The 14337-nt window shown below is 42.5% G+C and carries 5 protein-coding genes and 1 pseudogene; all 6 read left to right on the forward strand.

What is annotated here, in order from left to right:
• Positions 1-2: 2 nt before the first annotated feature.
• The 6 genes and pseudogenes from NSTC731_RS26380 to NSTC731_RS26405 all read left to right on the forward strand — a co-directional run bounded on the left by NSTC731_RS26380 (position 3) and on the right by NSTC731_RS26405 (position 14225).
• Positions 3-3845 carry a non-ribosomal peptide synthetase gene (locus NSTC731_RS26380; RefSeq protein ID WP_445627533.1) on the forward strand — a complete coding sequence of 1281 codons (3843 nt, stop codon included), beginning with the start codon at positions 3-5 and terminating at the stop codon, positions 3843-3845.
• A 91-nt stretch (positions 3846-3936) separates the two neighbouring features.
• Entirely contained in the window at positions 3937-4980 is a 1044-nt protein-coding gene (locus NSTC731_RS26385; RefSeq protein WP_445627534.1) for an inosamine-phosphate amidinotransferase 1, read from the forward strand.
• Between the two features lie 199 nt (positions 4981-5179).
• A pseudogene (locus tag NSTC731_RS26390) lies at positions 5180-5368 on the forward strand (hypothetical protein); the annotation flags it as partial.
• A 52-nt stretch (positions 5369-5420) separates the two neighbouring features.
• A complete protein-coding gene (locus tag NSTC731_RS26395; RefSeq protein ID WP_445627535.1) occupies positions 5421-12434 on the forward strand; it encodes a PAS domain-containing protein in 7014 nt (2337 codons plus the stop codon).
• A gap of 1 nt (position 12435) precedes the next feature.
• On the forward strand, positions 12436-13065 hold the full coding sequence (locus tag NSTC731_RS26400; RefSeq protein WP_445627536.1) for a response regulator: 630 nt from the start codon (positions 12436-12438) through the stop codon (positions 13063-13065).
• A gap of 554 nt (positions 13066-13619) precedes the next feature.
• Positions 13620-14225 (forward strand): DsbA family protein, encoded by a 606-nt coding sequence (locus tag NSTC731_RS26405; RefSeq protein WP_445627537.1) that lies wholly within the window; start codon positions 13620-13622, stop codon positions 14223-14225.
• Positions 14226-14337: the final 112 nt, after the last annotated feature.

A 14337-nucleotide genomic window follows, 5' to 3' on the forward strand; every position in this document is an offset into this window, starting at 1 on the left:
AAATGATAAAGTCACTACCAAATCAACAATATTACGAAGTATCCCACGCTCAAAGGCGGATGTGGATTCTGCACCATATAGATGAATATTCTAGCGCTTACAATATTAGGCTGGCAATGAGAATCAATGGCAGCTTAGATATTTCAGCATTTAGAGAAGCCTTTCAACAACTTGTGAGTCGCCACGAAATTTTGCGAACTACTTTTACAAGTGTCGCAGGTGACATTCAGCAAATTTTGCATGAAAAATTGCCTACAGAAAAATTAATAAATTTTCAAGATTTAAGAGGGCAAAAAGATGTTGAGACCGTAGCTGATACCTTAATTCAAGAATCAGCTAACTCGCGCTTTGATTTAGAAAAGTTGCCTTTAATGCGAGTTTTATTAGTGCAGATCGAGTCAGAGGAATTTTTGTTTGGCTTGACCATACATCATATTATTGGTGATGCGCGATCGCTCGATATCCTTTTCCAAGAGTTTGTTACTTTATACTCTGCTTACACGCAGAAAAAAACTGCCGTCTTACCTCCACTACCATTGCAATATAAGGATTATGCTGCATGGCAAAATCAGTGGTTAGAAAGTGAGGAGGTAAAAGAACAACATAGTTATTGGTGCGATCGCTTTGCCGAACAACCACCCATACTCAACTTATCTACCGACTTTCCCAGACCGCAATTTAAATCTTCTCAAGCTGGTGTATATACTTATAATTTCAGTCAGAATATCGGCGATAAATTACGCTCTTTTGCTGCTCAAAATCATACAACTCTATTTATAACTCTCTTAACTTTATTTAAAATATTACTCTATCGTTACACAGGGCAGCATGATTTAGTCATTGGCATACCTATTTCTGGACGCAATCATCCAGACCTAGAAAACCAAATCGGATTTTATGTTAACACCCTAGCTTTAAGAACTTCACTCCCAGAAGCGGGAACTTTTAAACAAGCATTGGCAGAAGTAACAAATACTTGCCTCGATGCTTATGAATATAGCGATTATCCTTTTAATAAATTAGTATCTGCCCTGGATTTAGAACGAGATTTATCACGAAATCCTTTATTCGATGTGATGTTTTCACTGCTTAGTAAAGATAGTAAAGCAGTGATGAAAATTCCGGGAATTGAACATAAAACATACCCGTTGACACCACGAACGGCTCAATTCGATTTGAGTTGGAGTCTGTTTGAAGATGCCAACGATTTAAGATTGGTCATAGAATACGAAGCCGATCTGTTTCGAGAAGAGACGATCGCTAGAATGAGCGGTCACTTTTTACAAATAATTCAGGCAGTAGTTAAGAATCCCGATTGCCAATTGTCACAAATCAATTTACTAACTCCTGAAGAACGCTATCAATTACTAACTCAATGGAATAATACAGAAGTTACCTATCCTCAAGAGAAATGTATCCATCAGATATTTGAAGAACAAGTAAAACTTAACCCTAATGCAGTTGCGGTAATATTTGAAGGTCAAAAATTGACCTACCAACAGTTGAATGAGCAAGCAAATCAATTAGCTCACTGTTTACGAGAAAAAGGCGTAGAACCAGAAGTATTGGTAGGAATTTTTGTTGAGCGTTCCCTGGAAATGGTAATAGGAATATTAGGTATTTTAAAAGCAGGAGGAGCTTATGTACCCCTAGATCCTAGCTATCCAGCAGAACGTTTAGCTTATATGCTCTCAGATTCGGCAGTTTCTATATTGCTTACCCAGCAGTCCTTAGTAGGTTCTTTACCAGAAAATCAAGCCGAGGTGCTGTGTTTAGATAGTGATTGGCAAGTAATTGCTAAATATAGCCAGCAGAATCCTATCAGCCAAGTGACATGGGAAAATTTGGTTTATGTGATTTATACCTCTGGCTCTACAGGTAAGCCAAAGGGAGTAATGAATATCCATAAAGGCATTTGCAATAATTTATTACGAACTATAGATGCTTATCCACTCACAGCAAGCGATCGCATTCTGCAAATAACTCCCTTTAGTTTTGATGTTTCAGTTTGGGAAATTTTCTGGTCTTTAATAGCTGGGGCTACTTTAGTAGTGGCTAAACCTGAAGGTCATAAAGATACTGCTTATTTAATTAATTTAATTGCCCAAGAACAAGTTACTCAAATCAACTTTGTTCCCTCAATGCTGCGAGTTTTTCTTCAGGAATCTAACTTAGAAGATTGCCGTTGTTTAAAGCGAGTATTTTGTGGTGGAGAAGCACTATCTTATGAACTGACACAACGCTTTTTTGAGCAGTGTGATTGTGAATTGTACAATTTTTACGGGCCAACAGAAACAGCAGTTGATGCCACTTTCTGGCAGTGTACGCCACAGTCTAATTATCAAATAGTTCCTATTGGTCGCCCTATTGCCAATACCCAAATTTATATCCTTGATTCTCATCTCCAACCAGTTCCTATTGGCATTCCTGGAGAATTGCATATTGGGGGCGCTTCTTTAGCTAGAGGCTACCTCAACAGACCAGAATTAACTGCCCAAAAATTTATTTTTAATCCTTTTGGTAATGGTAAATTGTATAAAACTGGAGATTTAGCTCGTTATTTACCAGATGGGAATATTGAATATCTTGGTCGCATCGATAGCCAGGTCAAGTTGCGCGGCTTACGTATTGAATTAGGAGAAATAGAATCGGTTTTAGAAACTAATCACCAAGTAGAACAAACAGTCGTCATTCTGCATGAAAACCAACGGTTAGTCGCTTATGTAGTTAGAAAAGACCAGTCATTAACCCCTAGCGATCTGCGTCGTTTCTTACAGCATAAATTGCCAGCTTACATGATACCTTCAGCTTTTGTAATGTTGTCAACTATGCCATTAAATCCGAATGGCAAGATAGACCGGAAAAAATTGCCTAAACCCGATGAAACATCGATAGTAGAATCATCTTATTTAGCTCCACGTAATTACTCCGAAAGCATCTTAGCAAATATTTGGCAACAAGTCCTGCAAGTATCAAAGGTAGGAGTGAATGATAACTTTTTTGATTTAGGTGGTCACTCATTACAAGCCATGAATCTCATGGCACTAATTTATCAAGAATTGGAAATTGACATTCCTTTGTCAATAATTTATGAAAAACCTACAATAGCAGAATTGAGTGAGTATATCATCTACGTCAAAGAGATGAATATTCAACCTAAAGAACGTCCTTATGTAGTTTTTAATAAAGCACGAGAAAAAGCTGTTTTTATATTTCCACCAGCCCTTGGTTTTGCCGCAGCTTACGCAAAATTAGCTGATTATTTAACAGATTATGCTATCTATACTTTCAGGTATATTGCCGATGAAGCAACTTTAGAAAAATATGCAGAATTAATAGATCGCCTAGCACAAAATCAAAACATAAAATTGATGGGACATTCAGCAGGTGGTTTTTTGGCAATGTTGATGGCTCAAAAGTTAGAAAGTCGCGATCGCAGAGTTTCGGATGTCATTTTATTAGATACCTATAGAGACGGCCGTGAAGTTAAAAAAGCCCAAATGTCAGAAATTATAGAAGGTGTTGATGGTTTCTTATTAAATCCCAAACGCCAAGAATTAAGACGTTACTTTATGGAGAATCAAAAGTTACGCGATCGCACCTACAATCAAGTTTGGGAATACTTCAATTTTCTTTGGCATTCAGACCTAAAAAATTTGCAGATTGATGCAAATATTCATCTCATTCGTGCTGAAGGCAACTACGATTACGAAGATGATTGGATACAAGCTACAAGGGGAGAACGAATCAATTATTATGCATCTGGTGTTCATCGGGAAATGATCGATCCTCCCTATCTCAATCAAAACGCCACTATTATTAATGCGATTCTCAGTCAAAATTGAGAATTTATAATTCAAAATACTTTAGCGATTCTAGGTATGCAGTCGCTCGAAACAGTTTTTCTAACTCTCAAATTTAGGACTAGAACAACAGATGAGTAAAGTAAAAGTTGATAACGAATGGGACGCTCTTGAAGAAATTATTGTTGGCCGTGCCACCAATGCACGTATTGCCTGTCGAGATCGAGGTTTGTTTGCAGTCGAATACAGAGATTATGGCAGCATTGAAAACATTCCCTCTGGTCAGTATAGCGATCGCATCATCGAAGAAACTGAAGAAGACCTTGATGAACTTGTACATACACTTCAAAGCCTCAATGTAGTTGTTCAGCGTCCTGACATAGTAGATCATTCTATTAAATTTCGCACCCCTGATTGGGAATCAGACGGTCAATACAATTACTGTCCCAGAGACCTATTCGTTACAGTTGGAAGATGGATTATCGAAGCGCCAATGACGCTACGAGCAAGATTTTTTGAAACTCTTTCATTTAAATCTATCTTGATGGATTATTTGCACAGTGGAGCTAAATGGATATCAGCTCCAAAGCCTAGACTCGCTGATGAAATTTATAATATTCACGATCCCAACTCTTCAGCAATCAAAGACTATGAACCTCTATTTGATGCGGCAAACATATTGCGGTTAGGGAAAGATATTTTTTATTTGATTTCAGATACTGGAAACCGCTCTGGAGCATTGTGGCTGCAAACTATATTAGGCGAAGAATATAAAGTGCATACCTATGACAACGTTTATAGTGGAAGTCATGTAGACACGACTATCGCTGTAATTCGACCTGGTTTAGTTGTGGTGAACGCTGAACGAGTTGGCGAACAAAATTTGCCCGATCTATTCAAAACTTGGGATGCGATCTATCTGACGGATATCGTTGATATTGGTTATACAACAACATCCTATGCTTCTAAATGGATTGGTATCAACCTCTTAATGGTAAATCCAAATCTGGCGATCGTTGATAAATCTCAAACTCCACTCATCAAACAGCTTGAGAAACGCGGTGTTGATGTTATACAACTCCAACTCAGACACTCAAGAACCTTGGGAGGAGGGTTTCATTGTGTAACGCTGGATGTGCGACGAAAAGGCTCATTGGAGAGCTATTGTACTGCTTAAAAATTGCATTATAAAGCCTATGCAATTCTTAGTAAAAGACAGATTTTAGACAAAGGATATATCTATAAAGTGGGTAAGTCTAAATAAAGGAATTTGGCTATGGCTTATTACACCGTTAAAAACTAAAGTTACGATCCAATACAGTGCAGTTAAGCCTACAGGTTCAAACCAAAAGCTTGATTTGGTAAGGAGAGTATAAATTTGGAGAACCCTAGCCTCCCAATGTAAATCTGCTCAATTATGCAAAACTCAAGTGATTACCTCTTCGGGTAATCTGTTATGGCTTGCTAAAGGACAAGTGATTGAGTTCTACGGTTATGCACAGTACTGGAATAATCTCAGCAAGGATTCTGTTTTACTTGCTCTACAACAGGGACAAGCTCTAACAGAATTGGTGTATAGTTTGAGTTATGCCAGATTATCCTCTCAAGAGTTGCTCTATGATTGCTCTACCTGGTATTGCCATCCAAGAGAAGATATACGAAAGTTCTAATTCTCTAGTTTATCGCGGCATCAGAGACGATGGAGTAGGGATCGTGGTAAAAATACTCAAGCAAGATTATCCCTCACCTCAAGAACTGACCCGCTACAGACAGGAATATAAAATTACCCGTTCCCTCAACTTGGAAGGAGTAGTGAAGGCATACAGCCAGCAAGAGTATCAACGCACTCTGGTGATTATCTTAGAAGATTTTGGGGGAGAGTCCCTAGAGCAATGGATGCACAAGCGCCCAGATATGTTTTGCCCTATGCCCTTATCCCAATTTTTAAGTCTGGCGATCGCCCTCACCGATATTCTAGGCAGAATCCACGCAGCCAATGTCATTCATAAAGATATCAACCCTGGAAACATAGTTCTCAATCTGGATACTGGCGTTATCAAAATTATTGACTTTGGAATTGCCACCCAATTTAACCGCACAAATCCGACTTTCAAAAGTCCTCATATTTTAGAAGGCACACTCGCATACCTATCTCCAGAGCAAACCGGGCGGATGAACCGTTTGCTCGATTACCGCACCGATTTTTACTCGCTTGGTGCGACATTTTACGAACTGCTCGCCGGACAACTACCATTTTCCACCACAGATGTGCTGGGGCTAGTCCATTGTCATATTGCCAAAAATCCTATTCCGCCTAATGAAATAAATACAACGATTCCCAAGCCAGTTTCAGATATCATTCTCAAATTGATGGCGAAAAATGCTGAAAATCGCTATCAAAGTGCCTGGGGCATCAAAGCGGATTTAGAAATGTGTGCTGAACAATTAGCAGAAATCGGTCAAATCTCTAGCATTCAACTGGCGCTTCAAGACGTTTGCGATCGCTTTCAAATTCCCCAAAAACTGTATGGGCGGGATAAGGAAGTTGCAATGTTACTGGCGGCGTTTGATCGCGTAGCGTGTCCAGAATCAAATCCTGTTGCTGCTTTACCAAACAATTCAGAAACAACTTCACAAATCCAACAAGCAGGCAAATCAAAATTCCAAGTTGAGATGATGTTGGTATCTGGCTACGCTGGCATTGGTAAATCTGCGTTAGTGCAGGAAATTTATAAACCAATCACCCAAAAGCGTGGCTATTTTATCTGGGGGAAATTCGATCAATTTCAGCGCAATATTCCCTACAGTGCGATCGCGGTTGCCCTGCAAAAATTGGTACGGCAATTACTTAGTGAACCAGACGAGTATGTACAACAGTGGCGATCGCGCCTACTTGCAGGGTTGAGCAGCAATGGACAACTGATCGTTGATGTCATCCCTGAAGTGGAATTGATTGTGGGCAAGCAGCCGCCTGTCTTAGAAGTGGAAGCTGCGGAAGCTCAGAATCGTTTCAATCGCGTCTTTGAGCAGTTTATCCGAGTGTTTTGTTCCAAGGAGCATCCGCTAGCGATCTTCTTAGATGATTTGCAATGGATTGACTCCGCGACGCTGAAGTTAATCGAGTTGATGCTGCTGGATGAGCAAAATCAATTCCTGTTTTTGATTGGAGCCTATCGAGACAATGAAGTGACTCCAACGCATCCACTGCTCTTAACGCTAGAGAGGCTGCAAAAAAAAGGGGCAGTGCTTCAAGAGATGATCCTGGCACCTTTAACGCTCTTGCCATTGAGTCAGTTGATTGCCGAAACGCTACATCGAGATGTGGACACTGTTCGTTCCTTTGCTGAGTTGGTGCTGCGTAAAACCGAGGGCAATCCTTTCTTTGTCAGTGAATTTTTGAGGATGCTGTATAGCGAAAATCTGCTGACCTTTGACCCCCCTCAATCCCACGCCAGATGCTACCCTGCGGGAACGCTAAGAGCGAACAAGTCGGCAGAGCCGCCCAACGCACTGGCTCCCCTTACCAAGGGGGGAAGTAAAGGGGGGTGGCAGTGGAACATTGCTCAACTTCAAACCCAAAATATCACTAATAATGTTGTGGAGTTGCTGCTCTTAAAGTTAAAGAAACTACCAGAAAAAACCCAGCAAATTCTCCGTTTAGCCGCTTGTATCGGAGCTGAATTTGATTTAGAGACGTTAGCGATCGTGTGTGAGAAATCACCCAAAACGGTTTTTCAGGATTTACTACCAGCGATACAAGAAGGATTCATTCAAACCCTGTCTGAATTAGACGAAGACTTGTTAGTTCAAGAGTATAAGTTCTTGCATGACCGAGTACAGCAAGCCGCCTATGCTTTGATTTCTGAGGATCAAAAGCAAGTAACGCACTACTGCATTGGACAACTCCTGCTGAACAAGCTGTCTGAGGTCGAACAAAGTGAAAAACTTTTTGATATTGTCAACCACATCAACTATGGTCAATCCCTTTTGACACAGAAAGATGAAAAAGAGAAACTAGCACGACTCAACTTGGCTGCCGCTCAAAAAGCCATCGCCTCTACTGCCTATGAAGCTGCGATTCGGTATCTTGAGACTGGCATTGGCTTGCTCAAAGAGGAGGCTTGGATGAGTCAGTACGACTTGATGTTCCACCTGTATCGGACTCTCTGCACAGCACAGTTGAGCAATGCTAGCTATGAGCAATTAAGCGCCACAACCAAGGTTGCTTTAGAACACATTTCTTCTGCTGTCGATCGCGCAGATATTCGTGTATTTCAAATAACTCAATATACCCTACAAGGCGAATGTGAGAAAGCAGTTCAAACAGGTCTAATCGGATTGCATGAGCTGGGGATTGAGATTAAGGGCAAAAATTTGCCAGAACTCGTCCGGGAAGAGTTTGCTGCTGTTGCCAAAAGCTTAGAAAATCGCTCAATTTCCTCACTTTTAATTTTACCGACAGTGAGCGATCAAGTCATCCGAGCAATGATTAAATTGCTAATTGCTGTAGATATACCAACCTACATTACGGCTAATATTGAACTTTACTGCTTTGTCAGTTTAAGAGTAGTTCGTCTTTCCATTGAACATGGAAATATTGCTGAGTCTATTAAGGCTTATGCAAACTATGGACTTCTTTTAGGTTTGATGGAAGGGCAATACCAACGAGGCTATGAGTGTGCAGATTTAGCGGTACAACTTAGCTACAAACTAAACAGTAAATCTCAGCAGTGTAAGGCACAGATGTTGTTTGGAAGCTTTATTCAAGTTTGGTCAAAGCCTATAGCAGGGGCGGCCACGATCAATTACAAAGGTTTTCTGGCAAGCATGGAGTCGGGAGACGTTCAATTTGCAGCCTATAACGTAGTCGGTAATATTTTTAATCGCTTATTTCAAGGAGAAAATTTAACAACCGTTGCAGAAGACAACGAAAAATATCAGTTGGTGGCAAAGCAGATTCAGGACGAGCTTGCGAAGGTGGCACTGGCTGGAGCTAAATTTTTTATCGCAAAACTTGCTTTAGGGCAAGCGGCACAGGAACACGAGCAATTGCTCAGGGAGACAGAAAAAATAGTTCATCGGGGTGAAACCTCACAAATACGGTTTTCAATTTGTCTTTATTACATCCTCAGAATGCATCTTTCCTGTTTAACAGCAGATTTTGAGCAAGGCTGCCATTATTTCGTTGAAGCGGGGAAGATCCTAAATTCTATCGTCGGGTTTACAACCTATAGTGGTTATTTCTACTATGGTTCTCTGATTCTACTCAATCTGTATTCCGGTCTATCTCAAGCAGAACAAAGTCATGCTCTGGAACAGATCCGATTAAATCAGGAGCGCTTGAAAGCATGGTCGGATAGCTGTCCAGAAAATTTTTTACACAAGTTTCATCTCGTTGAGGCAGAGAAAGCACGAGTCTTAGGGCAAGTTCTTGAAGCCGAGGAGTTCTATGAACAAGCCATTCAAGGAGCCAAGGACAACGAGTATCTTCAAGAAGAAGCATTAGCCTATGAATTAGCCGCCAAACATTACTTAGCTCGTGGTAGAGAAAAGTTTGCCCAAACATACATGAAAGAAGCTCACTATTGCTATAAACGCTGGGGAGCAATGGCAAAGGTTAAAGATTTAGAAACTCGTTATCCTCAACTATTTCCTCAGTTGTCTAACGTAGTTTCTACACCAATTCGCACCACGGCTGTAACTACCTCAAATACCTCACATATTGCTCTCGACTTAGCAACGGTGATGAAAGCAGCTCAAGCAATTTCGAGTGAGATTGAATTGGAGCGATTGCTTAGTTCTCTAATGCAAATTTTAATTGAAAACGCGGGAGCACAAACTGGATTTTTGATTTTGGAAAACTCAGGAAAATGGGCGATCGAAGCTTATTGCGAACTCAATGACGATGAGAAGGTATATGCTACGCAAGTGTTGCAATCGCTCCCAATTGCAAATCATTTACCTGAATCAATTATTAATTATGTTATCCGTACTCATGAATCTGTCATATTAAATGATGCAACTCATGAAGGTCATTTTATCAATGAGCCATATATTCAGCAGAACCAAACGAAATCACTTCTTTGTTTGCCGCTATTGAATCAAAGTAAACTTGTTGGCGTGTTGTATCTGGAAAATCAATTAGCAACTGGAGTATTTACACCAGAGCGAGTCTCCGTTCGCGCAAGCGTGCCGGAGGCATTAGGAGACGCTACGCGATCGCAAGTTCTGAATCTACTTTCTACTCAAGCAGCGATCGCAATTGAAAATGCCAAACTCTACTCGAAACTACGCGACGGCAAAAATCAGATAAATCAATTTCTAGAAGCGGTTCCAGTGGGAATTGGGGTCTTGGATGCGACTGGTCGCCCTTACTATGTCAATCAGCAGGGAATTGATCTGATGGGTAAAGGCGTCGATCCTAACGCGACATCAGATCGTCTTGCAGAGGTTTATCAAGTTTACCTGGCTGGAACGGATCGAAACTGTTCCCCTGAGGATATGCCAATCGTCCGAGCGTTAAAAGGCGAACGTACAAGAACGGATGATTTAGAGATTCACCAAGGCGAGACTATTATTCCCATTGAGGCATGGGGAACGCCAGTCTTTGACGAACATGGGAACGTTGCTTACGCAATTGTAGCCTTTCAAGATATCACTAAGCGCAAACAAACCGAACATCTCTTAGCCAATTACAATCGTACCCTAGAGCAACAAGTAGCCCAACGAACGGCAGCTTTAGAGCAAAGTGAAGCGGAATTGCGCCATCGCGAACAGGAATTACGACTGATTGCCAACGCTCTACCAGTTCTGATTAGCTATGTAGATGCCAATCGATGTTATCAATTCATCAACCATACTTATGAGGTCTGGTTTAACCGTAGCCGCGATGAAATTTTGGGCAACCCTGTTCGCCAACTGCTCGGTGAGGCGGTTTATCAACGAGTTGAGCCGTACATTAATCGGGTGTTTGCAGGGCAAACGGTATCTCTAGAAACAGAGATCCCTTTTCCGGACGATCGGCGGTGCATCAGCGCGACCTTGATCCCTGATTTCGATGACAATGCTCAGGTAAGAGGCTTCTACAGTATCATGACAGATATTAGCGAACGCAAACAAGCAGAAGAAGTGTTGCGTCAGTCCGAGGCTCAATTTCGGGAACAGGCAATCCTCTCCGATTTTCGCGCCGATGTGGATAGTGCCTTGGCTCAAAGTGCTAGTTTGCCCTTGATGCTGCATCGCTGTGTCCAAGCCGTTGTTAAGCACTTTAATGCGGCATTTGCTCGGATTTGGACGCTAAATAAAGACAAGAATGTTTTGGAGTTACAAGCCAGTGCGGGGATGTATACCCGTCTTGACGGTGAGTACAGTCGAATTCCTGTAGGTAGCGTCAAAGTTGGACAAATTGCTCAGGAACGCCGTCCTCTATTGATTAACAATGTGTTTGATGAATCATCCATTGATAAAGAATGGGCAAAACGAGAAGGTATGGTGGCATTTGCGGGCTATCCGATACTGCTGGATGAACAGCTTGTTGGAGTTATAGCGATGTTTACTCGACATCCCATTCCGTCGTCCAACTTTGAGGCGTTGGAGTTTTCAGCCCGCGAGATTGCATTAGGAATTAGACGCAAACAGGCAGAAGAAGCGTTGCAAGCCTCCGAAGCAGAACTTCGGGCGCTCTTTTGTGCAATGCCCGATCCGCTTTTGGTAGTAAATGCACAAGGGCGGATTTTGAGAGCAACCCTGCTTGAGTCAGAGAAATTATCTAACCCGATTGACGAACAGGTGGGTCGAACATTTTCCGAAATTTTTGAGCGATCGCAAGCCGATACATTTCTTGGCTGTATTCGGCAAGCATTAAGCACTCAGCAGCCCCTAACGATTGAGTATAGCTCGATTGTGGGAGGGTGGAAAACCTGGTTTGCAACTCGCATCTCGCCCATCTCAGAACATTCTGTCATTTGGCTAGCAAGAGATATCACCGATCGCAAACGAGCCGAAGAAGCCTCCATTCTAGAAGAGCGCAATCACATGGCACGGGAAATTCACGACACTTTAGCCCAAGCGTTTACAGGTATTATCATTCATGCTCGCTCTGCCTCCAATAAAGTAACGGCAGACCCAGAAAAAGCGCAAACTCTCCTCACTCAAATCCTCGACTTAGCCCGTTCTGGGCTTGCGGAGGCACGTCGTTCAGTAGAGGCATTACACCGCCCATACCTTTTAGAGAGCAGTAACTTACAGGATGCCTTAAGCCGTCTTGCTGCTCAATTAGATTCCTCCATCGCCACCCAAATCGTCTACGAAGTCATGGGTATACCCTATCCCCTATCCTCCGATCTGGAAAATAATCTGTTTCGGATTGGGCAGGAAGCTTTGACAAATGCAATAAAATATGCTAGTGCAAGTGAAATCCACATTGAACTGATCTATGAACCGACCCAATGCAGCTTGCGAATTAAAGACGATGGGCAGGGATTTAATGTAGAAAACCAGGCGATGCGGAATGGCTTTGGTCTACTGGGGATGGCAGAACGGGCTGAACGCATTAGAGCTGAATTAAAGATTCAAAGTGACTTAGAGCAAGGGACAGAGATCGTGGTATCTATTCATCGGGGGCTAAGTTAGTATGAATCAGCCCGGTAGCATTCGCGTTCTGGTTGTGGACGATCATCCTGTTGTCCGCCAGGGTTTGATCGGAATGTTAGAGGAGGCTCCAGATATTGTCATTGTTGGTCAGGGGCGAAATGGGCATGAGGCGATCGCAGTTTTTCAGCAACAGCAACCTGATGTGACTTTGATGGATTTACGGATGCCTGAGATGGGAGGTGTTCAGGCGATTACAGTTATTTGCAATCAGTTTCCCAATGCCCGAATTATTGTGCTGACCACGTATGACACCGATGAAGAGATTTATCAAGGATTGCGAGCCGGGGCAAAGGGGTATTTACTGAAGGATTCTGAGCCAGAGGAACTATTGACAGCAATTCGGACAGTGACCAGGGGACAACAGTATATTCCCCCCAACGTGGCTGCCAAGCTAGTCCAGCGAATGACTGCTCCAGAACTGAGCGATCGTGAGTTAGAAGTTCTCCAGTTAGTCGGACAGGGAATGAACAACCAGGAAATTAGCACTGCTCTAAATATTAGTGAAAGTACAGTGAAGACTCATATCAACCGAATTTTAAGCAAGCTAGATGTCAAAGATCGCACTCAGGCAGCCATTATTGCGTTGAAACGCGGAATTGCTAGCTTGTAAAAGCAAAGATGGTACTTCTGCCTGGGTTATATCATGTCCGGTTAAAGACTTATCATTAAGACCGCAGGGGGCAGGGGGAAAGAGGTTTTCCTGATTTTTGCACAGATGCGGGAATGAGATACTAATTAGGCGGACATGATATTAACCATCATATTTTAGTCTGTCAAAAGAGGCAGGGGAGCAGGAGGCAAGGGGGAAAACTGAGACGGAGCTTGTACTCCGCCCCGGTAAGAGTGCCAAGAAGGGGGGCTTGATACCCATGTTCCGCTCCGCTCCACGGCTCTGGGACTTTCTCTTGCTCCCCCTGCTCCCTGCCCCCTGCCCCTCTGCTTCTTCGGTGAGGCAATCAAACTCAGGTTTGATTCGTTCTACTCCCTCAAATTGACTCATCCTCAATCATTTTGTTGATTAAAATACAGACCCTGAATTGACGACAAGCCTAAGCAAGTCTCATACATTAAACTCATACAAACGATTATAGGCTTGAAGGGAAGAAATTTCAGAGCGCACGCGATGAATCTCTTTTCCTCAAAGATTTAAAATGAGGGTTTAGAATGGGCGATGTTATTCCTGACGACACACCCGGCGCCTCTTGCGGTAACTGCGAAGCAGAGCGCAATCAATTAGTTGTACTTCCTTCTGAGCAAGACCATCGACAAGGATCGTTGAATGCTCGCGTTGTGCTTGTTGAGTATGGGGATTATCAGTGTTCCCAATGTAGCGAACTTTATACCTCAATTCAGGCAATTCAACGCCAGCTTGAGGCGACCTTATTCGGGAGAGATTCTCTATGCTTTGTATTCCGACATTTTCCTCAACCTCAAATCCATCCTCAAGCTCAAAAGGCAGCAGCAGCGACAGAAGCAGCAGCAACACAAGGGCAGTTTTGGCAGATGCACGAGATGTTATTGAAGCATCAGCAACAGCTAGAAGATGGGTATTTAGCAGAATACGCTGACAATTTAGGGCTTGATGTAACTCAGTTTATTCGAGACATTGCCCAAAAAGTGCATGTCGATCGCATCAATAGAGACATTGCCAGCGGAATGCATAGTGGGGTAATTAGCACTCCAGCTTTATTTATCAATGGTGTGCGTTATAGAAACGCTTTAGAGCTTGAGCCGCTACTTATTGCGATCGTTGGAGCTGCTCATGGCTAGTAGTTCGCCAAGTTCACTTGGCGGGGGAAAGGGGAAAGGAAAAAGGGGAAAGGTTTTAAATCCCTTACCCTTTACCCCTTGCCCTTTACCCCGCCCTCACCCAGCATTTTTG

The sequence above is a fragment of the Nostoc sp. DSM 114167 genome (genome assembly GCF_052692655.1).

Excerpts from the sequence above, each read along its gene's own strand:
- NSTC731_RS26400 (WP_445627536.1), top strand. The coding sequence starts at position 12,436 with ATGAATCAGCCCGGTAGCATTCGCGTTCTGGTTGTGGACGATCATCCT.
- NSTC731_RS26405 (WP_445627537.1), top strand. The coding sequence starts at position 13,620 with ATGGGCGATGTTATTCCTGACGACACACCCGGCGCCTCTTGCGGTAAC.
- NSTC731_RS26385 (WP_445627534.1), top strand. The coding sequence starts at position 3,937 with ATGAGTAAAGTAAAAGTTGATAACGAATGGGACGCTCTTGAAGAAATT.
- NSTC731_RS26395 (WP_445627535.1), top strand. The coding sequence starts at position 5,421 with ATGATTGCTCTACCTGGTATTGCCATCCAAGAGAAGATATACGAAAGT.
- NSTC731_RS26380 (WP_445627533.1), top strand. The coding sequence starts at position 3 with ATGATAAAGTCACTACCAAATCAACAATATTACGAAGTATCCCACGCT.